Source organism: Herbivorax alkaliphila (assembly GCF_030848475.1).
Classification (GTDB): Bacteria; Bacillota; Clostridia; order Acetivibrionales; family Acetivibrionaceae; genus Herbivorax.
In genome coordinates this window covers 173,162-196,590 of sequence record NZ_JAVDDS010000001.1, presented here as the reverse complement: position 1 = coordinate 196,590, position 23,429 = coordinate 173,162, and the positions used below count along the sequence as shown (strand labels likewise).

Sequence of the window (23,429 nt, the reverse complement as noted above, 5' to 3'; positions counted from 1 at the left end):
AGTATAAAATCTAAAGAGGAGATGCAATATGCTTAAAAAACTAATGAATATTATTTTGTTAACAGCGTTAATATTTACAGCAATGCAAACGTTTGTATATGCTAGAATGGGGGATTCAGGTTATGAAGGAGGTATCTCATCTGGAGAAGCTCCGGGTAGAACAGTTTTTGATTATAAAGAGGTGGTATTCATAACAGGTGAACCTATGCTTTTTGAAGGAACTCTTACAATTACTAAAAATGTAAGACAGGACAATACTACAGGTGAAAATGTTATAACTTCAAATTACACTTACAGGCTTAATAATTTTGAAAATTCTGCAACTTTAAATAGAACTTTGTCTTATGAAACGGTGCTAAACGAAAAGAAAAATGGTCAGACAATTGAAGAAACAATTTTAAATGATGGGTATAGTGAAACAATAAGAATTGAGAACGAAACGTATAGACTTGAAAACTATGATTATACCAGAACAAATATTAAACATTCAAATCCTGCTGTTGATTATTATGCAGGCAATATGTGGGGAAGAAAGACTTACCAAGAGGGAAATGGAGCTAATGGAGCTACTGTTACAGTGGATGTGACAGGGGAATTTTATGGATATAACCAGTACTGGGGTACAACTGAAACTCAGACATTGGACTATGTTATTCAAAGTCAAAACAGGGCAGGAGAATTTACAGACAAGTGGGGAGGAACTGCAAGCGTAAATCTATCGTCCACAACAAGTCAAAATATGAGATATGTTAAAAATAAACCAGAGACAATAAGTTTTGAAGGAGGATTTGTACAAACCCAGCATAATAACAGTGTGCTTCGATATACTTCAAGTCTTCCTGAATTTGATTTAGAAGGTATGTCCACAGATAGAATAGTTGAAGAAAAAGACAGCTTACAGATTGAAACATTTCCTGCAAGCAAAAGACTTATGATTCCTGATATAAATCATTTGAGAGGACATTGGGCGCATGAAGATATAATGGCACTTTATAGCCTTGAGGTATTTAATGATGATGCTTCTAAGTTTAACCCGAGGGATGTTATGACTAGGGCAGAATTCGCAGATGCTATTATACATGCAGCCAGAGAAGTTCCAGAAGATCCAGCACTGATTAATCCAAGGGCAAACAGAAGAATTAACAACAATGATGAGGAAGAAGTAGCTCAAAGCTTTTTTGATGTGCTTCCTGATGATAAATATTATGACAGCATAAATAGTGCATTTAACAGAGGAATAATAAGTGGAAGAGGAGATGGAAGGTTTTATCCTGAAGATTATCTTACTACAGCAGATGCAATAACTATTCTTATTAGTACTTTAGGGTTAGCAGGTCTTGCACCAACTGGAGGTGCAGCTACTACATTCAGAGACAATAGTGATATCCCAGGATATGCAAGGGATTCAGTTTATGCTGCTCAAAGAATTGGTCTAATAGTAGGAGATGATAGAGGATATTTAAAGCCAATGGAGTATATTACTAAAGGTAGGGCTGCGGTTATAATTAATAAATATATAGATTATATGAGAGATGATTTAAATAAGGACTACAGAGAAAGAATAATAAATTATTAGTGAGTAAAAAAAGGAGGAGTTGTGTGGAGTCTTGAAGATAGACTATTATTTTTGACAGAAAAAAAAGGGGGATATTCATGAAAAAAATTAAATTAATATTGTCAATTACAATGGTATTTTGTTTTTTGGCGACAGGTATAAGTTTTGCACAGGAAGAGTTAAAAGATTTAGATTATTTAGAAAGCGTTATAGAAATGATAGAGGATAATTATAGTGGAGATATATATAGAGAAGAGCTTTTAGAAGGAGCCTTAAAAGGTATGTTTGATACTATGGATGATTACACTACATACTATACAAAGGAAGAAGCAGATGATTATTTAAATGATATGGATGGTTCTTATAAGGGAATAGGAATTATGTTTTCTAGAGTTAGTAGAGGAATAATAGTTTTAAAAGTATTTGAATCATCACCGGCAGAAAGTTCAGGAATTAAAGAGGGAGATATTATTAAAGAGGTAGATGGTGTTGATATTTCAGATAAATCTGATGAACAAGTAGCCACGATGATAAGAGGAGAAGAAGGAACAACGGTATCATTAGAGATAATGAGAAAAGATGATACTCGATTGATAGAAGTTGAAAGAAGGGAGATAAAAATAGAGCCTGGTGAATACAAAATAGAAAATTATATTGGATATATAAAACTTGAAGTGTTTAACGCAAATACAGAAGGGTTTATTAATGAAGCTCTAGAAGAAATGGATAATAACAATATTGACAAAATTATACTTGATTTAAGAAATAATCCTGGCGGAGAAGTGGGGCAGGCCATTGCAGTTGCCAAAAAATTTGTACCTGCAGGTCTTATTACAAGGTTGGAGTTTGAATCTGAGTCTATGTATGATCAAGTGTATAATTCAAGATTAATAAATTTAAAGTATGACGTGGTGGTACTTGTAAATGAAATGAGTGCTAGTGCATCTGAAATACTGGCTGGAGCCATACAGGACAAAGGAGCTGGTATGTTGATTGGAACAAAAACATTTGGGAAGGCAAAGGTTCAAAGTATTTTTCCCATCATTACTCCTGAAGCACATGAAAAATACAAAAAGGAGTTTGGGGAAAGTTTTATAAATGGTTATGACCTTTTAGTTGAGCATAAAGTACATCCTTTAGATGATGAAATAATAGGTTGGACAAAAATGACAACAGGCAGGTATTATACTCCAAAGGGAAGAATGATAGATGGAAAAGGTTTAGAGCCAGATATGTTTGTAGATAATATAATAAAAGGTGTTGATGTGAGGAATATAAGCCAGTTGAATAAAATAGATAAACCAGACTTAGGTGAAGAGAGCATTGATGTGTATAATGCAAAAAAGATTTTAACTATAAGCGGGTATGAAGTTGGTAATATGGATATGACTATGGATAAAACAACTTTTAATTCTATTGCCGAATTTCAAAAAGATGAAGGACTTTATCCGTATGGTGTGTTGGATTTTTCAACTCAGGAGGCTTTAAATGAAAAGTTTCATAGAATTTTACCTGAACCGGACATTCAGTATTATAAAGCAGTAGAAATATTATCAAAGCACTAAAGTAAATTCACAAGCAAATACCAGTATTTGGCAGAGTCAAAGTTTCCGAGCTTTTAAAGAGCTAAACCTTTGACTCTGATTTTCAATCTCTAACCTCTAACCTCTAATCTCTAACCTCTAACCTCTAATTTCTAACCTCCAGCAAAAGTATATATGATTTTTCATTATAAGGAGAGTAATTAAAATCTCCATAAAACTTGTAGGTCTTAAACCCTGCGTTTAACAGGATATTTTCAAATTCTAGGCTCTTTATTGGAAGCAGTTCTATGGAATTTCTATAAACCCCTTCTTTAACTTTTAGTTTGGTATTGAAGTTTATTATGTTTTTATCTTTTGAAAATTCATATTTTCTTTCAAATTCAAGTCCTATATCTTTATTTTCTATCTTAGGAAGTTCAGTTACACCAAAATTTATTATTCTGTCGTAATTTATTATTTGTAAAACTAAAGAACCATTTTTATTTAGAAGACTTTTCATTTGTCTTAATACGTCTGTTATTTCTTCTATGCTGTTTAAATGAACAATTGAATTTCCAATACAAAATATTAAGTGATATTTAAGAGGTGAAATATTTATAATTTCTCTCATATCACATATATAACTTTTTATATTAAGTTTTTCTTTTTGTGCTTTTTGGCGTAATTTTTCTATCATTTCTTTTGTAGAATCAATGGCGGTAACGTCATACCCAGCTTTTGCAAGCTCAATAGAGTAGTTTCCTGAACCGCATGCAACATCAAGGACAGTTTTTTGATCTTTTGTAAGTAAGTTTTGCAAAAATAACATCTGTGCCTTATTTGCAGGAAAGATATAGTCATAGTATTTACTTATCTCATCATAAAAACCCATTATATCACCTTTATCCCATATTCTAAAAGTACAGTTTTAAATCGGGTATATATATTAAATGCTTCTAGTATCCCCTAGCATTAAAACTTAACTAAGGGGAGTGCTGCCTGATTATTTACTGTCAGAAAAAAATCAAATGTTTAATATCAGAAATATCCTTATCTTTTCGTATATAATTCGCAATTGTGTTTCCAGTTTTTACATCACCGAAAAAAATCATTCCTTTAACCTTATTATCTTTTAAAATTATTTTTTTATATACGTTAGAATGTTTGTCAAAGTTTACCGCTATCTCAAAATCTTTTTCATCAGGTTTTACAAGACCCATTGAAATAAGAGGTACATCTCTTAATCTTACAGCATTATTGGCAGCTTCAGAATTTGAAAATTCTTTTAATTGGCCAACCATGTTAAATGCGGCACATTTCCCTTGAGCTAGAGCGTTAGCCCATATATATCTGGAAGCATAGCCATTTGATTGATTAATTGCAAGTTCTGCAATATCTCCAGCTGCATAAATATCTTTAACTGATGATTCCAAATATTGATTTACAATTATTCCTCTCTGGCACTTAATTCCTGTTCCCTTCACGATATCAAGATCTGGTCTTGTTCCTATAGCAATAATAAGCATATGGTAATTTAATTTTTCACCATCTGAAAATTCTAAGAAATTTTCTTTTTTAGAATTTATCGAGTTAATATTTTTAGAAAGTAAAATATTTATGCCATCTTTTTGGATTCGTTTTGCAAGAATTTCTGCACATGTTTTATCAAGATGTTGGGGAAGCATAGAATTTTCTCTTTCAACAATAGTGACATTCATTCCAAGACGTTTCAATCCATAAGCAGTTTCAATACCTGTAAGGCCTCCACCAATGATTACTGCATTTTTCCCTTTAGATGCCTTGTTTTTCATAACATCTGCATCGTTGATAGAATTTATAGTAAGGTAGTTTGAGTTTTCCACGCCATTAATTTTAGGAATTACAGGCTTAGCACCAGTTGCTAAGAGAAGTTTATCATACTTTACGCTGACTTGATCAGCAAGTTTTATACATTTGCTTACAACATCAATATTATCAAGTTTTTGATTTAGCATAAGACGTATTCTATTATCTTTATAATTTTTAAAATCTCTCAAAAAAAGCTTTTCTTTGGTTAATTTGCCCCCTACATAATCGGGAAGTAAAAATTTAGTGTATACAGGTACATTTTCAGTGCTAATTATGGTTATTTCACTTGAGTTATCTAAGTTTCTAATCTTTTCTGCAGCCGAAAATCCTGCAGCACCATTGCCAAGAATTACGTAACGCAAAACATCACCTCATTTTTGGTATTATCTTTAAGTATAATATATACCACATCAAAAAAACATAGAAACAAAAAATGCATTAATTCTAAAGCTATATACTCATAAGCGGCGTTATTCTTTAAAGGGCTTTAAAGACATTTAAACAGGGCAACCCTTGTAGAGATGCCCTGTAAATAATGTAAAGAAGAACATTACAGAAACTAAAATTTTGTAGTTTAGAGTCTGTAAATATTTATATATACCTAGAAATTGTTTTTCTCAGCCCATTTTGCTGCAGTCCTAACTGCGTCTTGGTGATTTGTATCAACTCGGTTTGTGCCGTGAGTTCTACTGTTTAAGAAATGAATATCAAACACACCATCCATATCGTTGCCCTTTACTGCATCAAGATTGTACCCTGGGCCGAATCCTCCACTTCTTGATTGTACATATGCATTTGCAGGCAAGTCATCGACACCTGCATGGGGCATGCCCGCCATAGAAGCTGCCATTTTACGTCCATTAACATTAACAATAATAGGTCTTCTTGCCCAACTCCATGAACCGCCATAAATCTCTAGCATTATCCTTGTATCTTCTGCTGTAAGTGTCTCCACGTCTGCGTGGTTATAGCCATATGTTCTTTTTATATTAAATGTGCGCCCTGTCCCAATGTCATAAACTTCTGCTGTACTGCCTATTTTTAAAATATTTTCTGCTCCTCCAAACCATGAAACTAAATAATTAGTTCTTGTAGTAGACCTTGTAGCTGTTTGAGATGCAGTGCTAGCATCAGCACTTGTCCCCTGTGAAAGTCTGTTTATTACAGACATTGTATCAGGGCCGGCAATGCCATCTTGTGCAATTCCATTATCAGCCTGAAGTCCTATTACAGCACTTTTAGTAAGAGTTCCAAAGTATCCCGTAGGATTTACGTGTAAGTACCCCAGTGATTTTAAATCTTGTTGTAAAGCTGTAACGCTGGATCCTCTCATACCTTCTCTTAATAGGTCGTTACTGCTCGATCTTGTAGCACTGGTCTGTTCATTTAGCAATCTGTTTATTATAGAAAATGTTATAGGGCCTGCAATTCCATCTTGCTCAGCTCCGTGCTCGCTCTGTAGTCTTACTACAGCTGCTTTTGTAAGAGAGCCATAATAGCCTGTAGGATTTACATTTAAATATCCTAAGGTATTTAAGTCTCTTTGAAGTTCTGAAACATTATTTCCAGTCATACCCTCTCTAAGCAAGCTAGATTGAGCTGAAGCAGACAAAGTACTAACAGAAAAGCTAAAAATTAAAACAGATAATACCACTACAAATAGAACAGATTTTTTTAACATTGAAAATAATCCCCCCTCTTTTGTGTTTTTGCTTACGAGTTTAAATAGTAAGTTTTTTCTTTTGTAAGATAAGATTTGACCTCACATTTTTACCTCGTTTCCCCAATTAGTGTGGTTTGGAGAATTCAGCAACACCATTGTATCATTTTACGCCTGTATAATAAACACAAAAAATATGTATTTATCTATTAACTCATGTATATATTTCATAGGCGAAACAAGCTTATGCGTATATTTTATAAAATTATTAGATAGAAGTAAAGTATAATTGGCAAAATAAACATAAATTTTTACCTTAATAATAAAGGATTTTTTTGAGTTTTATTGAATATAATAATTTATAGCTTGGCTAAAATAATATATTTATTTCCTATTTATCCACTAAGCAATGCCTTAGAAATAATGCCCTATTTTTAAGGACAAAATCCCAATGATTTAACGGGTTTTGGACGATGAGAATGGGAGTTATTTCTTAGCCGTTATTAAGCAATAAAACTTATATCCTTGATTATATGAATGTAATAATTGTAAGGTTAAAAAAATGTTTTGCTATTTATTTAAAAAGATGGCGATGCTAGGTGCAAGACGGAGATGTGATGCAAAATTATAACAAAAATGGTTTTTGTAAATCCTAGTCTATCTAAAGGTTATAAGAGGAATTCTGGTTTATAGAAGGTGGAGTTTTGGGATAAGATAAAATTAAGAATTTATGTAGTTATACTGGATTTGATAAAGAACAGAAAAGTGAAAGGATGAGCTTTAAAATGAAAGCTGTAATCATGGCAGGTGGAGAAGGTTCAAGGTTAAGGCCGCTTACTTGTGATATGCCTAAACCTTTAGTTCCTGTGATGAATGCTCCTATTATGGAACATATTATTAATCTTTTAAAATCACATGGAATTACAGAAATAGGTGTTACTTTAATGTATCTACCACAAAAAATTAAAGACTATTTTGGTAATGGTTCTAATTTTGGAGTAAATCTTCATTACTTTACTGAAGACATTCCGCTGGGGACAGCTGGAAGTGTAAAAAATGCTGAAGAGTTTTTAGATGAAACATTTATCGTAATTAGTGGAGATTCTCTTACTAATATGGATATTACAAAGGCGATTAAATTTCACAAAATGAAAAAGTCATTATCTACGCTTGTCCTTACAAGAGTCGATGTTCCCTTAGAATATGGTGTTGTTATAACAAATAAAGATGGCAATATTGAAGGCTTTTTAGAAAAACCAAGCTGGGGAGAAGTTTTTAGTGATACTGTTAATACAGGAACCTATATTTTAGAACCTAAAGTTTTAAAGTATCTCAAAAAAGATACCAAAGTAGATTTTAGCAAGGATTTATTCCCGATGCTTTTGAGAAAAAAAGAGCCTATTTTTGGATATATAATGGATGATTATTGGTGTGATATAGGGGATCTTCATGCATATCTCCAAGCTCATTATGATGTTTTAGAAAAAAAGATTAATCTTAATATAAATGCAACAGAAATAAAGCCGGGGGTGCTAGTGGGAAGTGGAACTACCATTAATCCAAGTGCTACCATTAATCCACCTTGTCTAATAGGTGAAAACTGTAAGATTGGCAAAGGTGCTGTAGTTGATAGCTTAAGCACAATAGGCAATAATAATGTTATTGAAGATGATGTTTCTTTAAAGAGAAGTGTTGTCTGGGATGGCAATTATGTAGAACATGGTTCTCAAATTAGAGGAGCCATATTGTGCAATAAATCTAACCTTAAACATTATGTTCATGTTTACGAAAATGCAGTGGTGGGAGACAGTTCTACAATTAATGAAAGAGTAATTATAAAACCTAATGTTAAAATATGGCCTCAAAAAACTGTTGAGCCTTTGGCAGTGGTGGATAGAAATATAATTTGGGGTTCAAAACATTCTAGAGGTGTTTTTGGGGAAAATGGTCTGTCAGGTATAATTAATGTGGACATATCTCCAGAATTTGCCACTAGATTAGGAGCTGCTTATGGTTCAACTTTAAAAAAGGGTTCAAAAGTTGTTGTTAGTTCAACCACATCAAGTTCAGCAAGAATGTTTAAGCATGCTTTTATATCAGGTATTTTGTCGGTAGGTGTTGAGGTTTTTAACTTAAGTAGCCTTCTTACTCCAATATCACGGCATGCGATAAGTTTTTTGTCGGTAGAAGGTGGAATACATATAAAGATTAGTGATGATAATCCAAACAAATTAAAAGTTGACTTTATGGATGCTAAGGGTGCAAGTATAAGCAGAGTAATGGAAAGAAAAATTGAAAATTCTTTTTTCCGTGAAGATTTTAAGCGGTGTTCAGGAGAAGAAATCAGCCGACTTAACAATATAACTGATTTTAAAAACTATTATGTAAGATCTATTTTAAATGAGGTAGATGTGGAAACTATAAGAGAAAATCCGCCTAAACTGTGCATTGTTTCTCCTTCTGATTTTGTAATATCTATTGTGGTACCTATGTTAACAGATTTAGGATGTAAAGTTGCCAGCTTTTCTTCTGCAAATTTAAGTGAACACACTGCAATTGTAGATGAGATAAACAGCAGTGGTGCAAGTTTTGCAGCTTTTATAGACAGTAATGGAGAGGCACTTGCTCTTATAGACAAGTATGGCAATGTTGTAGAAGATGATTTATTTATCGCACTGACATCTTTAATTACATTTAGAGTGTCTCCAAATTCTAAGGTTGCTGTACCTATTACTGCACCATCTGTAATTGAAGATATAGCGGATAAATTTGATGGGAAAATAGTCAGAACAAAAACTTCTCCTCAGGCAGTAATGGAACAGATGCTAAATTATAATTTATTTAAAAACAGAAAAAATATGAACCAATTCCTGCTCAATTTCGATGCATTAGCTGGTCTTGTAAAGATAATTGAGTACTTGTGTATAGAAGATACGACTTTGACAGAATCTCTTAATGAAATTCCAGAGTTCCATTTGAGCAAGAAAAAAATCTTCTGTCCATGGGAGTTAAAGGGACGTGTTATGAGAACTCTAATAACTGAAAAAAATGGTGAAAAGGTTGAATTGTTAGACGGGGTTAAGTTTATCTTTGAAAATGGATGGGTGCTTGTATTGCCAGATGCTGATATGCCTCTTTGTAGAGTTTATTCAGAAGGAGACAATCCTGAAATTGCAGAGGAAATTTCTGAAAAATATTTAGAAAAAATAAAGGTAATTATAAATTCAGAAAAATAGAACATAAATTTATGATATAATTTTAAAAAATTGTTTTTTTAAAGGGGTAATTATGATAACTACAGTTGCGTTAAATCCTGCTGTTGATAAAATATATTTCATTGAAGATTTTAAATCTGGAAAAATGTTTAGAGCAGGTGAGCCTGTGAAATCTGCAGGCGGTAAAGGAATAAATGTTGCAAGAGTGGTCAAAATACTTGATGAAAAAGTATTAACTACAGGGTTTAAAGGTGGTCAAGAAGGCGATTGGATTGAAAACCAAATGACAGACCTTGGTGTTAGCGTGAATTTTGTTGAGGTAAAAGGGGAAACAAGGACAAATATCAATATAATAGATAAAAAAAATAAAACTGAAACAGAAATTTTAGAAAAAGGCTTTTCTGTTACTTCAAAAGATTTAGATAAATTTCTTATAAATTTTAATGAAATAATAAAATGTACTGAAGTTCTTGTTTTATCTGGTGGACTTCCAAATGGATGTCCTAAGGATTTTTATGCCCTGATTATTGAAAATGCCAAGCAAGAAAACATACCGGTAATTCTTGATACAAGTGGTGAAGTTTTAAAAGAAGGTGCTAAAGCGAAGCCCTATATGATAAAACCGAACATTAGAGAATTGCAGATTTTAGCAGCAAAAAAAATTGACACTGTTGATTTAATATTAAAAGTATGTGGTGAAATTATTGCAGATGGAATAAAAGTAGTAATAGTATCTTTAGGTGAAAAAGGTGCTGTTTTAGTGACAGAAAAGGAAGCTTTCCTAGCAGAGGTTCCTGATATAGAGGTTATAAATACAGTTGGTTCAGGTGATTCTTTAGTTGCAGGATTTGCTACAGGGCTTAAAAAAGGGTATAGTTTAAAAGAGGCTTTAAGGCTTGCAATGGCATGTGGTGTAAATAATGCACAGTACATAAATGTTGGAATGGTTGATAGACAAGAAGTTTATGAATTAACAAAAGGTATAAATATTAAAAAATTATCTACATGATATACTAAGCAATGTCTAAGAAATAATATCCGATTTTCATTGTCCAAAACCCGTTAAATCATTGGGATTTTGTTCTTGAGAATACAAAGTTATTTCTAAGACATGTTAAAACAAGGGAGGATTTTAATGGCGGATATTAGTTCAATACTCATTAAAGAGTTTAAACTAAAACCTTTTCAATTGGAAAACACAATTAAATTAATAGATGATGGTAACACAATACCTTTCATTGCTAGATACAGAAAAGAAATGACTGGCGAGTTGGATGATCAGGTTTTAAGAGAATTTCATGAAAGATTAGTTTATTTGAGAAATCTCGAAGAGAGGAAGGAAGAAGTTAAGCGATTAATTGACGAGCAGGGAAATCTTACACAGGATATAGAGAAGAACCTTTTAAAAGCTGTGACCTTGCAAGAAATTGATGATATATATAGACCATTTAGACCAAAGAGAAGAACTAGAGCCACAGTTGCAAAAGAAAAAGGTCTTGAACCACTGGCAAATATTATATTTGATCAAGGTGATTTAAATGCAGATGTTGATGATGTTGCAAAGACTTTTATAGACGATGAAAAGGGAGTAAATTCAGTTGAAGATGTACTAAAGGGTGCAATGGATATAATTGCAGAGGAAATTTCGGATAATCCAAAATTTAGAAAGGATATAAGAAAGATATTTATACAATCAGGTTTGATTGTATCAAAATCAAAAAAAGAAGAGGATTCTGTTTACAGGATGTATTATGATTTTTCAGAGTCTGTATCTAAAATTGCAAGGCACAGGATTCTTGCCCTAAACAGAGGGGAGAAAGAAGATTTTTTACAGGTAAAATTAGATGTGCCTGAAGAAAAAGTGATTAACTATTTAAAAGGAAATGTTATAAAAAAACCAGCAGTGCCTGTTTCTAAGTATGTTGAAGAGGCTTTGGAAGATTCATATAATCGCTTAATATTTCCCTCAGTTGAGAGAGAAGTGAGAAATGAGCTTACTGAAACTGCTCAAGAACAGGCCATGAAGGTTTTTGCTTTAAACTTAAAAAATCTTTTGCTTCAGCCTCCAGTAAAGGGAAGAACAGTAATGGGGCTTGACCCAGCCTATAGAACAGGTTGTAAAATTGCTGTGGTTGACGATACCGGCAAAGTTTTAGATGTGGCTGTGGTTTATCCCACACCTCCACAAAACAAGACTAAAGAGGCAAAAGAGATTGTATCCGGTCTAATAGATAAACACAATGTGGACTTGATTTCTATTGGAAATGGAACTGCTTCAAAGGAGTCGGAAATTTTTGTTGCAGATCTTATAAAGCAACTGGACAGAAAAGTATATTATATGGTAGTCAGTGAATCAGGTGCATCTGTCTACTCGGCTTCAAAGCTTGCAGCAGAAGAATTTCCTGAATATGATGTTTCGCTAAGAAGTGCTGTGTCAATTGCAAGGAGACTGCAAGATCCTTTGGCAGAACTTGTGAAGATAGATCCAAAGGCAATAGGGGTTGGACAATACCAGCATGACATGAATCAAAAAAGACTGGGAGAAGAATTGAAGGGAGTGGTGGAGGATTGTGTAAACAGCGTTGGAGTAGATTTAAATACAGCGTCTAGTTCTCTTTTATCCTATGTTTCAGGTGTTAACTCAGCTGTTGCCAAAAATATAGTTGAGTACAGAGCGACTAATGGCAAATTTAAAAACAGAAAAGAATTAAAAAAAGTAAAAAAACTTGGAGATAAAGCATATGAGCAATGTGCAGGTTTTTTAAGGATACAGGATGGTGACAATGTTTTAGACAATACTTCAGTACATCCAGAATCGTACGAGTCAGCCAAAAAACTTATTGATAAAATGGGCTATACTCTAAAAGATGTAAAAGAAAAAAAGCTTACAAAATTTAATACAGAAGTAGATAAAAGAAGTGTATCCAGTATAGCAGATGAGATAGGAGTAGGTGTGCCCACTCTTAGAGATATAATAAATGAGCTTTTAAAACCTGGAAGAGATCCAAGAGACGAACTTCCAAAGCCAATACTTTTAACAGATGTACTTGACATTAAAGATTTAAAACCTGGCATGGAATTAACAGGTACTGTAAGAAATGTTGCGGATTTTGGAGCTTTTGTTGATATAGGAGTTCATCAGGACGGTTTAGTTCATATATCACAATTAAGTGACAGATATGTTAAAAATCCAATGGAAGTAGTATCTGTAGGTGATATAGTAAAGGTAAAAATATTAGAGGTTGATGCAAAAAGAAATAGAATATCACTGTCTATGAAGCAGTAGATAAGAGATGGGGGAGAATTTACGACATTGATTGCAGCTGCCACTAGTATATGTTATAATTAGTTTGGTTTTTTACTTAGAGAAATATCAGGGGAGATTTTTTATGAAAAAATTACTTATTGCAATTAAACCGTTTTTAAAGAGGTATGATTTACTTATAATTTTTGGTTTAATAACATTAATTTATTGTATTATTGAGTATTATTTTTTCTTTCCATTTGTTTTAGGTATGTCTGTACTTAGAAGTGGGAATGTACTGGATAATATGATGTATGTTATTCAGTTTGCATTTAAATATTTGTTTCAAATTGAATATTTAATATATGGACTTATTGGTATTGTGGTATCTGGATTTTTAATGGGCTTTATATCTTCGGGACTTTTTCATTCTTTAAATAATTTTTTGTCCAAAAAATCTAAAGCAGAGAAAGGAATCTTAAATGCTGAATTTTTAAAAAGTCAATATTTAAAAGGTGTAAAACAGCATTTTTGGAGAATGTCATTTATATCTGCAGCTACAATACTTTATACTATATTATTTGTTGCCTTTATGGTGGTGGTATCAATTCCTGCTATAGCACTTTTGAGAGGGCAAATAGAAGGGGAATTTGACTTTTTAGGTTTGGCTGTTTTATTTACAATAATTACAGCGATTGTTTTGTTTTTTGGATTTATGTTTTTTAGGATATATATGCTATTTTGGTATCCAGCAGCATTTAGTTTTAAGGGTAAAATTTTTGCAATCGGAAAAAAAGCTGCGGACACTTTTTTCTGGAAAGTTGTTGCCTTTTTGATGGTATTTGATGTGGTTTTTTGTTCTTTTCAATTACTGCTTATGTATTTAAATTCCCTTATGGCTGGAGGTCAGGGCATGGGAATTTTAAGATTTTTGGTTTTGATTTTATTAAATTGGATTATTAAGACGGTATTATTTATCCTGTTAACAGTATTTATATTTTCAAGATTTTTGTTGTTTAAAAAAAGGGTAGTTAAAAAAGAAAGTTGAAAGATTAAAAAAAGGGGCTTAAGTGCCCCTTTTTTAATGGCTAAGAAAGTGCATTGCTTTCTGGCATCAAAAAAGTCTACCGAAAGGCTGTACTTTAAAGGATTACCCTAGCCTTAAATCGGCGAAGCCGACTTTTTTACATAAAGTCTTGGGAAGCATTGAAATACTTTATATGAAAGGCTCTTGATGCACCGGGATTTTATTGACCGGCAAAATTATGCTTTCCTATGGTCTTAATTATAGGTCTTGTCCATATCCATTGACTTCGGGCAGTTACCGGGTTGTAGTAATAAAGTGCTCCACCAGAAGGATCCCATCCATTTAGAGCATCTCGTGCAGCTCTGTATGAAGTATCATTAGGGGGAAGGTTAATTTGTCCATCAGCTACTGCATCAAATGCTCCAGGCTGGTATACAACTCCAGCAATAGTGTTTGGGAACCTGCTATCTCGTACACGGTTTAAGACAACTGCTCCGACAGCTACCTGACCTGTATATGGTTCTCCTCTTGCCTCACCATGTATTATATGTGCCATAAGGTTTAAATCCTTGTCAGCTGGGTTAGGAGTGGTATCACCTGTTGGAAGTCCTAATGCCGTTAAAGTTTCTGGTCCCACTATTCCGTCTACTGTTAAACCATTCGTAGATTGGAATAGTCTTACAGCCCTGTAAGTTTTTATACCAAAAATTCCATCAACGTTTCCATCATAGTATCCCCAATTTGCCAGACGAGTTTGAATATCCACCACTTGTTGGCTTCTAGAACCATAATAGGATACAGCAGCACGACTGTAACTATATAGTTCAGATACCTCAACCCTATATAGATACAAACTACCTGTAATTATAAATGTGGCAATTATTGTAATCAATAATAGTATTTTTTTACGCAAAAGACATCCTCCTTTATAATTGTTGATTTAAATAGTTCACCATTAAAACTAGATTAATTTATTAACTTCAAAATAGTATAATATCTATTTTGTCTATTTTTAAATCAAATTATTATAAATGTAAAAATACATAAAAAAAAGAGACTTAAAAGTCTCTTAATCCATTCCAGTAATCAGAAGGTATGTGAGTATTATTAACAAATAATCATCATTTATTCTTTCTTCTAGAAGTAGAAAAATTAAACCAAGGAGTATTATTTCATCAGTTTTAAAGCGTTTTGAAATAAAATCTGTTAAAGATAACCTTTTGTTTGTTTTGGTTTTTTTGTGTGAAAATCCAGTATCATTATCTTTCTTATCATTGACAGTATCGACTTTATTTGGAAGAGGAATCTCTTCTACTTTTTTTGCAGTACTATCAGAAGATGTTCTATTATATGCAAAATTGCGTGGATTTTTCAAAGGATATCTTCTGCGTCTGGGAACCACGCCATAAATCATTCAAGTCCCCCTTTCACATACTTTTTTCAATATCATTCATCATGTCAGTTACATGAACCATTTGAAATAGTTTTATACAATCTCCTACTTTTTTTTGCCTGCTATTATTTAAAAAGGGCTTTATTGCAGTTAAAAGATTAATTCTTGGGTCTTCAAGGGTGTTAGCATCATTCATTACATTTTTAATTTTACGCATTAATTCTGCGTTTTTATAAAAATCTTCTTTTGGTGTATCTTTTTTACTACTTGTATTGTTTTGCACGGGAGCTTCCTTTTGTATATCTTCAGGAGGGTTTTCTTTTTTAGTGGAGTTTGCCAGCAAAGAAAGTATATTGATTAGATTTTCTGATATATTTTCATTGCCCAAAATGTCTCCTAGTTGTTTTATCCTATTGTTGAAATCATCACTCATAAAACAAATTCACCTCCTATAAGAATGTGCTTTTTAGTACATGCAGATGTAAGTTTTAAATTTTATCCAACAAGCCTTTAAATTTTTTTGCAAGTATATCGCCTTTTTCTCCAAGAAGACCAGCTAGTTTATCTACGTCTGCAGTGTTGATTTTTTGTTTTATTTCATTTTTGTCGATATTTAATTCCCGTAATTTTGAATCATCAAAATTATCAATTTTTTCAATAAGCTCTTCTTTGTCCATTTTATTGATCTTTTTTGCCAGCTCCTCATAATCACCATTATTTAACATTTCGAGTGCGGAACTGATTTTTGCCTCTAGTATTCTTTCGTCCATTTTTCCAAAAAGCTCAGATATTTTTTTATTAAAAGAATCACTCATACAATCAATCCTTTCTATAGATATATTTATTTAATTCTATGATTCAATCTCCTATAAAGTGAAGTTTTTATGATAAAGAAGAGTCTTTATATTAAGCTGTTAATGTTCATCTTTAGCGTAAGCGACTTCACATACTTTATTTATATTTAGTACGAAGAATAATTAGAACATTATTTATTCAATAATTTTCTAAAGTGATAAAAATAAAAAGATGTTATAATTAAAAATTAGGTGGTATCTAATATTTATAATAAAAAGTTTAAATGTTAGGAAGGTGAGAGTTATTGATTGAGGTTTATGGATTGGCTTTTTTTGAGGGAATTTTGACATTTATATCCCCATGTGTCCTTCCGCTTATTCCAGTTTATTTCATTTATCTTGCCGGGACAAATACAGAAGGAACTTTAGAGCAAAAAGATAAAAATAAAGCAAGGCTTTTAATTAACTCATTAGGATTTGTATTAGGTTTTACTATTTTGTTTACTGTATTAGGTGCTAGTGCTACATTTATTGGAGGTTTTTTAAGTAAAAATCAAGATATTTTACGAAAGGTAACTAGTATTATAATTATTATATTTGGCTTATTTTATACAGGGGTGCTAAATATAGGTTTTTTAAGCAAGGAGAGAAGATTAAATTATAAGTTTGACAATTTGAAATTTTGGGGATCTATAGTTTTAGGAATGGTTTTTGGATTTAGCTGGACCCAGTGTACTGGCCCCATACTAGGAATAGTGTTAGCACAGGCAGCAAATTTAGAAACTATGGCTAGTGGAATTGCATTACTGCTTGTTTATTCAGCAGGTATTGGCTTGCCATTTATAATATCTGCATTGATGTTTGAAAGTCTTCAAGGTGCTTTCAATTTTCTGAAAAAACACAGTAACAAAATAAAAATGGTGTCAGGGATTATATTAATACTTTTTGGAATAGCAATGTTTTTTGACTTAATTAAATTTAACTTTTAAAAAATTTTTAATAAGAAAGGAAGATATTATGAATAATAAAAAAAAGGCAATTACATGGGTGGCTGTATTGGTACTTTTATTAGGATCATCCTATTTTGTTTATAATCATCTTGGAGATACGGATTCAGTGGTAAGTAACATGCTTTTTAGTAATACGACAGATGGTGAAGATGAAAGAGATACTGATGAAGATTTGATGGTAGAAAATGAAGATGTAAGCATTGATGAAGGTGAGGGCGTAGATTCAGATAGAGTAGAAGCAATTGATTTTACGCTTACTGACTTTGACGGAAATGAAGTTTCCCTTTCAGATTACAGAGGGAAGATGGTGATTTTAAATTTCTGGGCTTCTTGGTGCCCACCTTGCATAGCCGAAATGCCAGATTTTGATGATGCAAATAAAGAGCTTTTAGAAGGTGATGATGCCGTTATATTGACGGTTAATTTGACAAATGGATATAGAGGCGAAACAGAAGAAGCTGCTAGAGAATTTATAAATGAAAATGGATATACTCTGCCAGTTCTTTTTGACAAAGAGGGTGCTGTTGCTCAAAGATATAATGTAAGAAGCATACCGACAACATATTTTATTGATAAAGAAGGGTATGTAATACAGGCATTTTCTGGTCAGATAAGTAAAAATACAATTTTAGAAGCAGTTGAAAGATATAAGTAGTGAATAAATAAGTTTTTAATAGCATTAGGTTTAAGATAAAACTATATCTTTATGGAGAGGTGTGTTATGAAAGAAAATATTTTGTATATCAACGCTAAAGATTTTGAAGATGTTGTACTAAAAAGTGATTTGCCAGTAATTGTTTATTTTTATTCTGATGACTGTCCACCGTGTTATGCTTTTGCACCTGTATTTGAAAGAACTTCCCAAAAATATTTAGACAAGATAAAGTTTGTGAAGATATATCGTCAGCACAATAGAGAATTGGCAGAAGAACTTAAGGTTTTAAGCAGTCCGACGGTACTTTTTTTCAAAAATGGAAAGGAAGTCTGCTCAAGATTAAATGGATATATAAGCAATCCAGAACTTAAAGCTGGTATTGAAAATGTTATTGGAGATATTTGTTTAACTAGGAATAGAAAAAAAGTATATTGTGATGTTCTTATTTTAGGAGGAGGTCCTGCAGGATTGTCGGCAGCTATTTACACTGCACGTGCAAAGCTCTTTACAATAGTTGTGGATGAAGGGCTTGTAGGTGGACAGGTGGCATCAACTTTTCACGTGGCAAACTACCCTGGCACAAACGGAGTGGTAAGAGGCGTAGATTTGATGGATAATATGAAGAAACAGGCAGAAGATTTTGGTACAGTTATAGATGATATGCAAGAGTTAACCGAGTTAAATCTTTATGGAGAGGAAAAATTTATAAGAACTGAAGATGCTGATTATTATGCAAAGGTAGTTATAATAGCAACAGGTGCTACACCAAGAAAGCTTCCAGCAGAAGGAGAGAGAGAGTTTAGAGGGCGTGGGGTACACTATTGTGCTACATGCGATGGAGCAATGTATCAAGATGCAGATGTTCTTGTAATAGGAGGAGGTAATTCGGCTGTTGAGGAAGCTGTTTTTCTTACTAGGTATGTAAAGCATGTTACTCTCATTCATCAACTAGATCATTTTCAAGCTTCAAAAGCAGCCCAAGAAGAATTGTTTAAAAATCCTAACATAAGTGTTATGTGGGATTGTGAAGTGAGAAAAGTTTTAGGACAAAATTTTGTAAAGGGAGCATTGATAGAAAATGTAAAGACAAAAGAAGAGCAGGAAATTGAAACTGATGGACTGTTTGTATATATTGGAATGGAGCCTAAAACAAATTTTATTAATGATAAAATTGAAATGAATGAATATGGATATATTATTACAGATGAAGATATGAAAACAAGCGTTCCTGGTGTTTTCGCAGTAGGAGATGTTAGAGAAAAAAATGTAAGACAAATAGCCACTGCAACAGGTGATGGAGTGGTAGCTAGTATTATGGCGGAAAAGTTTTTAACAGGAAAGTAAAAAGGCGTTGAAAAATATTTGTTTAAAATATACAATGTACTAAGGAATGCCTTATAAATAACGTTCTATTCCTGAGAACAAAATCCCGAAGATTTAATGGGTTATGGACGATGAAAATTAGATGTTATTTATTGGGAATCACCAAAGTAAAATAATCAAAAAAATAAACAAGGGGATAATACATATGTATGATGTAATAATAATTGGAAAAGGTCCTGCAGGTATATCAGCTTCATTATACACTGTAAGGGCAAATTTAAAAACACTTGTAATAGGGCAAGACGATAGCTCTCTTTGGAAAGCAGAAAAAATTGAAAACTATTATGGTTTTTCAGAGGTTATAAGTGGAAAAAAACTTTTAGATGAGGGTGAAAAACAGGCTGAAAGATTAGGTGCTGAGATACTTGACGACAAGGTTATTTCAATACAGCAGGAGGAGCATTTTAAAGTTCTCACTTCAGATGAACAGTATCAAGCTAAATCGGTTTTAATTGCCACAGGGCAACCATTGAAAAAAGTAAGGGTAGAGAATCTAGATTCTTATGAAGGAAAAGGTGTTAGTTATTGTACCACCTGTGATGGCTTTTTTTATAACAACCTTAAAGTAGGAGTATTAGGCTACGGTGATTATGCTGTACATGAAGCCATTGAGCTTGAGGCATTTACAAAGGATATAACTATATTTACCAATGGGAAAGAGCTTGAAGCAAAAGGAAAGTACGAAAAAGGTGCAGAGAGGTTTAAAGTTGTAACCAAAAAAGTTTACAGAGTTGATGGAGGAGAGGTTCTTCAAAAAATATTTTTTAAAGATGGAACAAGTGAAGAGATAGATGGTCTTTTCGTAGCTTACGAAAGTCCTTCAAGTGCAGATTTTGCAAAAAAACTTGGGATTGTAACTGAAAAAAATGCCATAGTAGTGGACGATAACCAGCAGACAAACATTCCAGGAGTTTTTGCAGCTGGAGATTGTACAGGAGGTTTTAAACAGATATCAACAGCTGTCGGTCAGGGAGCTGTTGCAGGCAAGAAAATGATAGATCACATAAGAAATTTGTAATATAAAAATTAAAGGAGGTTTTACAATGGATGTAAAAATTTATTCAACACCAACGTGCCCATATTGCATACAGGTGAAAAAGTATCTTGAGTCAAAAAATGTTCAGTTTCAGGAATTTGATGTTTCAAAGGACAGAGATGCAGCAAGTGAAATGATTAACAAATCAGGTCAAAGAGGTGTTCCTGTAATTGATGTAGGTGGAGAAATAATAATAGGATTTGATAAGGGGAAGATTGATAGCCTGATTTCCTGACAGAGACAGGGGGACGGTTCTCTTGTCTCATTTTAATTTTATTACCTAAGAAAGTGCATTGATTTTTTTAAGAAATTAGATCGTTAGAATTTATAAGAGATAAGGATTACAAAAGAAAAGTAAAAGGGGCGTTAGTCCTCTTTTACTTTTCTTTAGCAAAATATTAAAGTTGAAAAAGGAAAAGTAACTGACCTTTCCACAGCATTGTTTTTACAATATTACCATATCTTCCGTTTGCAAAGCTAAAGCCTAAATAATTCATGTTAACATCATCTTGTGCTGCTCTAGAAAAATAGCGTCTTCCTCCAACTTCTAATGGGTAACCAAGAAAAATTCTAAATATTAAAGCGAACATCAGTGCCCCTATAAAAATTCCGACCATTGTTAAGATTATAAAGGGTAAATTACCCATGTTAAAAAATTGTTCAGAATAGCCACCGCTATTATTTGAATTCCAATTGAAATTTGGTGAGTTGCCATTACCACCAACAATCATAATGATTAGACTAACTAAAAATGCTTTCCAGTATGAAACTCTTAGCACAGATTTTGCTCTTGTTTTAAGTATTCTCCTAGTCCACATATTTCACTCTCCTCTTCTTTTGAGTATTGCTTTAATCCGGATATTTCAAGCTCCCCTTGTTCTTTGCACGTTCTTTATGTATATTTTTCTCAAAGATATAAAATTAAAAAAACACTTTTTTGTACTATTATAAGCATCGGCCTTTTGCTTGATTTATTTAAAACAAGATATCTTGTTTGTTGTTGCTGCAACTTCTTGTTAACTATAGTATATCGCGTAGTATTGAATACTACAAGATTGGTTTTGGTTTATTTTCCATCATATTAATTTAAAATACGTGATTTTATAAAATTTTTAACCTCTATCTCATTCTAATGTTAAATATCTCATTATTTTGTTATCTAAAGCTTGTGATGTGGTTTTTAATACCGCATAATATTATTGAGGAAACTAACTATAATGATAAATAACTATACAAAAGCAAAAGTTCTTATGCCTCTCCAAAACAAAAGATACAGTAAAGATTATATAATTTTGCTTATACTTGACTATAGTTATTCTGGTTGCACAAGCTAATGCACATAAAAAACTTGCAGAAAAGCTAATAGATAAATATCTTTCTAATGCGACTAAATGATTGTTAGTTATTAAAAGCAAAAAACATCAATTTTTGATACAATAATAATGATAAAATGTGTTTTAAGAGGGGGGAATACATTGAATTACTATCAAAGAATTCAAGACACAATTGATTATATTGATGAAAACCTCAACGAGGAAATAACTTTAGATGAACTTGCTAAAATTTCATGTTTATCAAAGTATTATTTTCATAGAATGTTTTCTGCAATGGCAGGAGAACCAGTAATGTCTTATATTAGAAAAAGAAGACTTGGAAGAGCTGTTAAACAGTTAAATAATACCTCTTTAAGAATAATTGACATAGCTTTAGATAATAAATTTGAATCTCAAGAAGTGTTTATTAGAGCTTTTGTAAAACATTTTGGTATAACTCCAGCTAGATATAGAAAGCTAAAGACCAAAGTCCAGATTTCTGACAAAATAAGTCTTTTAGGAATAAACAATAATTCTAAAAGTGGTATTCAACCCAAAATAGTAATACACGAAGCAAAAAAAGCTGTAGGAATGAAGCTTTTTACTACACTTAGAGAAAATGCTGAAAAATCAACAATTGAAAAATTTCATTCTAAAGTATTTAAAAAACGAATAGATGAAATACAGGGAAAAGTAAAGGCCAATATTATTTATGGTATTTGTGAAAATGGATATAAGGATGAAGACACACTGATACATACTGTCTGTGTTGAAGTTGGTAACAATTATACTGTACCAAAGGGCATGGAAGAATTTGAGCTAATTTATTCACGATATCTAGTATTTTCGCACACTGGTTCTGCTAAAGAAGTTGCAAATACATATGGTTATATATACAAAGACTGGCTACCTTGTTCAGGTTATGAGCTTTCAAAAACAGGTCGTGATCTTCAGATATATGATCAAACAAAAACAACACTTGGCAATTCAAATGTTGAGATGGATATATGTGTTCCAATAGATTAATTATAGGGAGGTTTTATTTATGAATGAAGTAATTGAAAACATTAAAAATCGTAGGTCTGTTAGGTTTTATTCTAATCGCAAAATTGAGGTTGACACAATCAAGAAAATTTTAGATGCTGGTAATTACGCACCAACAGGAGCAGGCGTTCAACCTTGGCGTTTTGTTGTTGTAACAAATGATGAAATAATAAAAAAACTTGCTCAAAATGCCAAACCTATATATGCAGCTTTTATGGATAATGCAGATGAGTATTTTAAAAATATGAGAAAAGAATTTGATGATGCATTAGAAGACTCAATATGCTACTCTGCACCTGCAATAATATTTGTTATAGGTAAAAAAATGGTCAGCTATGAAGTGGATTGCCCTATGGTTTGTCAAAATATGATGTTAGCGGCAAGATCACTGAAGATCGGAAGTTGTTGGCTTGGATTTGCCACTATGGCAGTAGATGATAATTTTAAAGCATCTGTTTTAAAATTGGAGGAAGATGAAGTGGTATTCGGACCTATAGCCTTTGGGTATCCTTTGAAAGAATTTCCACAAGCACCTGAGAAAAAAGAGGTTATTGTTGACTGGGTATAGATTAAAAAGTTACCTAACTCAACAGATTCATCATTAATGAGAAGATATATTCTTGGAATAAATGATAAATTTCTAATAGAGTAAATATATGATTTATCTTATTCTAAGACTCCACCTTCTAGAAGGTGGAGACTCAACTCCACCTGAAGCCTCGATGTTTA

General features: G+C 32.5%; 22 protein-coding genes and 1 pseudogene. 15 read left to right on the top strand and 8 right to left on the bottom strand.

Annotated features, from left to right (window positions below):
• The first annotated feature begins 28 nt into the window (after positions 1–28).
• Together RBH29_RS00765 and RBH29_RS00760 are read left to right on the top strand one after the other, a co-directional pair.
• The gene (locus RBH29_RS00765; protein WP_306694388.1) at positions 29–1,576 is read left to right on the top strand and encodes an S-layer homology domain-containing protein; all 1,548 of its coding nucleotides are present in this window, start codon (positions 29–31) and stop codon (positions 1,574–1,576) included.
• Positions 1,577–1,653: 77 nt separating this feature from the next.
• Positions 1,654–3,120: a S41 family peptidase gene (locus tag RBH29_RS00760; RefSeq protein ID WP_306694387.1), complete on the top strand. Its 1,467-nt coding sequence runs from the start codon at positions 1,654–1,656 to the stop codon at positions 3,118–3,120.
• A gap of 124 nt (positions 3,121–3,244) precedes the next feature.
• Here RBH29_RS00760 and RBH29_RS00755 read toward each other — a convergent pair whose 3' ends face one another.
• The 3 genes from RBH29_RS00755 to RBH29_RS00745 all read right to left on the bottom strand — a co-directional run bounded on the left by RBH29_RS00755 (position 3,245) and on the right by RBH29_RS00745 (position 6,607).
• Positions 3,245–3,970: a class I SAM-dependent methyltransferase gene (locus tag RBH29_RS00755; RefSeq protein WP_306694386.1), complete on the bottom strand. Its 726-nt coding sequence runs from the start codon at positions 3,968–3,970 to the stop codon at positions 3,245–3,247.
• A 121-nt stretch (positions 3,971–4,091) separates the two neighbouring features.
• On the bottom strand, positions 4,092–5,288 hold the full coding sequence (locus tag RBH29_RS00750; RefSeq protein ID WP_306694385.1) for an NAD(P)/FAD-dependent oxidoreductase: 1,197 nt from the start codon (positions 5,286–5,288) through the stop codon (positions 4,092–4,094).
• Between the two features lie 239 nt (positions 5,289–5,527).
• Complete coding sequence (locus RBH29_RS00745; protein WP_306694383.1) at positions 5,528–6,607, bottom strand: peptidoglycan-binding domain-containing protein; 1,080 nt, start codon at positions 6,605–6,607, stop codon at positions 5,528–5,530.
• A 764-nt stretch (positions 6,608–7,371) separates the two neighbouring features.
• Here RBH29_RS00745 and RBH29_RS00740 point away from each other — a divergent pair.
• The 4 genes from RBH29_RS00740 (at position 7,372) to RBH29_RS00725 (ending at position 14,093) form a co-directional block, all read left to right on the top strand.
• Entirely contained in the window at positions 7,372–9,822 is a 2,451-nt protein-coding gene (locus RBH29_RS00740) for a mannose-1-phosphate guanyltransferase (RefSeq protein ID WP_306694382.1), read from the top strand.
• Positions 9,823–9,874: 52 nt separating this feature from the next.
• Positions 9,875–10,810 carry a 1-phosphofructokinase gene (gene pfkB / locus RBH29_RS00735; protein WP_306694381.1) on the top strand — a complete coding sequence of 312 codons (936 nt, stop codon included), beginning with the start codon at positions 9,875–9,877 and terminating at the stop codon, positions 10,808–10,810.
• A 126-nt stretch (positions 10,811–10,936) separates the two neighbouring features.
• Entirely contained in the window at positions 10,937–13,087 is a 2,151-nt protein-coding gene (locus RBH29_RS00730) for a Tex family protein (RefSeq protein ID WP_306694380.1), read from the top strand.
• Positions 13,088–13,190: 103 nt separating this feature from the next.
• Positions 13,191–14,093, top strand: coding sequence for a hypothetical protein (locus tag RBH29_RS00725; RefSeq protein ID WP_306694379.1), 903 nt, complete (start codon positions 13,191–13,193; stop codon positions 14,091–14,093).
• A 199-nt stretch (positions 14,094–14,292) separates the two neighbouring features.
• Here RBH29_RS00725 and sleB read toward each other — a convergent pair whose 3' ends face one another.
• The 4 genes from sleB to RBH29_RS00705 form a co-directional block, all read right to left on the bottom strand.
• On the bottom strand, positions 14,293–14,985 hold the full coding sequence (gene sleB, locus RBH29_RS00720) for a spore cortex-lytic enzyme (RefSeq protein WP_306694377.1): 693 nt from the start codon (positions 14,983–14,985) through the stop codon (positions 14,293–14,295).
• Positions 14,986–15,141: 156 nt separating this feature from the next.
• Entirely contained in the window at positions 15,142–15,486 is a 345-nt protein-coding gene (locus tag RBH29_RS00715; protein WP_306694376.1) for a hypothetical protein, read from the bottom strand.
• 13 nt (positions 15,487–15,499) lie between these two features.
• Entirely contained in the window at positions 15,500–15,898 is a 399-nt protein-coding gene (locus tag RBH29_RS00710; RefSeq protein WP_306694375.1) for a hypothetical protein, read from the bottom strand.
• A 55-nt stretch (positions 15,899–15,953) separates the two neighbouring features.
• Complete coding sequence (locus RBH29_RS00705; protein WP_306694374.1) at positions 15,954–16,280, bottom strand: membrane trafficking protein; 327 nt, start codon at positions 16,278–16,280, stop codon at positions 15,954–15,956.
• Between the two features lie 284 nt (positions 16,281–16,564).
• Here RBH29_RS00705 and RBH29_RS00700 point away from each other — a divergent pair, with 284 nt between their 5' ends.
• The 6 genes and pseudogenes from RBH29_RS00700 to RBH29_RS00675 all read left to right on the top strand — a co-directional run bounded on the left by RBH29_RS00700 (position 16,565) and on the right by RBH29_RS00675 (position 20,578).
• Positions 16,565–17,248, top strand: coding sequence for a cytochrome c biogenesis CcdA family protein (locus tag RBH29_RS00700; protein WP_306694373.1), 684 nt, complete (start codon positions 16,565–16,567; stop codon positions 17,246–17,248).
• A 28-nt stretch (positions 17,249–17,276) separates the two neighbouring features.
• A complete protein-coding gene (locus RBH29_RS00695; protein ID WP_306694371.1) occupies positions 17,277–17,924 on the top strand; it encodes a TlpA family protein disulfide reductase in 648 nt (215 codons plus the stop codon).
• 51 nt (positions 17,925–17,975) lie between these two features.
• Positions 17,976–18,293: pseudogene (locus RBH29_RS00690) on the top strand (thioredoxin family protein); the annotation flags it as partial.
• Positions 18,294–18,323: 30 nt separating this feature from the next.
• Entirely contained in the window at positions 18,324–19,268 is a 945-nt protein-coding gene (trxB, locus tag RBH29_RS00685; protein WP_306694418.1) for a thioredoxin-disulfide reductase, read from the top strand.
• Between the two features lie 184 nt (positions 19,269–19,452).
• A complete protein-coding gene (locus RBH29_RS00680) occupies positions 19,453–20,325 on the top strand; it encodes an NAD(P)/FAD-dependent oxidoreductase (RefSeq protein ID WP_306694369.1) in 873 nt (290 codons plus the stop codon).
• Between the two features lie 25 nt (positions 20,326–20,350).
• The gene (locus RBH29_RS00675; RefSeq protein WP_306694368.1) at positions 20,351–20,578 is read left to right on the top strand and encodes a Uxx-star family glutaredoxin-like (seleno)protein; all 228 of its coding nucleotides are present in this window, start codon (positions 20,351–20,353) and stop codon (positions 20,576–20,578) included.
• A gap of 163 nt (positions 20,579–20,741) precedes the next feature.
• Here RBH29_RS00675 and RBH29_RS00670 read toward each other — a convergent pair whose 3' ends face one another.
• Positions 20,742–21,161, bottom strand: a complete 420-nt coding sequence (locus RBH29_RS00670) for a hypothetical protein (RefSeq protein ID WP_306694367.1) — start codon at positions 21,159–21,161, stop codon at positions 20,742–20,744.
• Positions 21,162–21,560: 399 nt separating this feature from the next.
• On the opposite strand from RBH29_RS00670, the gene RBH29_RS00665 reads away from it, so the two are divergent.
• The 3 genes from RBH29_RS00665 (at position 21,561) to RBH29_RS00655 (ending at position 23,268) form a co-directional block, all read left to right on the top strand.
• Positions 21,561–21,677: a DUF1836 domain-containing protein gene (locus tag RBH29_RS00665; protein WP_306694366.1), complete on the top strand. Its 117-nt coding sequence runs from the start codon at positions 21,561–21,563 to the stop codon at positions 21,675–21,677.
• Between the two features lie 141 nt (positions 21,678–21,818).
• Entirely contained in the window at positions 21,819–22,682 is an 864-nt protein-coding gene (locus RBH29_RS00660) for an AraC family transcriptional regulator (protein WP_306694365.1), read from the top strand.
• Positions 22,683–22,701: 19 nt separating this feature from the next.
• Positions 22,702–23,268 (top strand): nitroreductase family protein, encoded by a 567-nt coding sequence (locus RBH29_RS00655; protein ID WP_306694363.1) that lies wholly within the window; start codon positions 22,702–22,704, stop codon positions 23,266–23,268.
• The last annotated feature ends 161 nt before the right edge of the window (positions 23,269–23,429 follow it).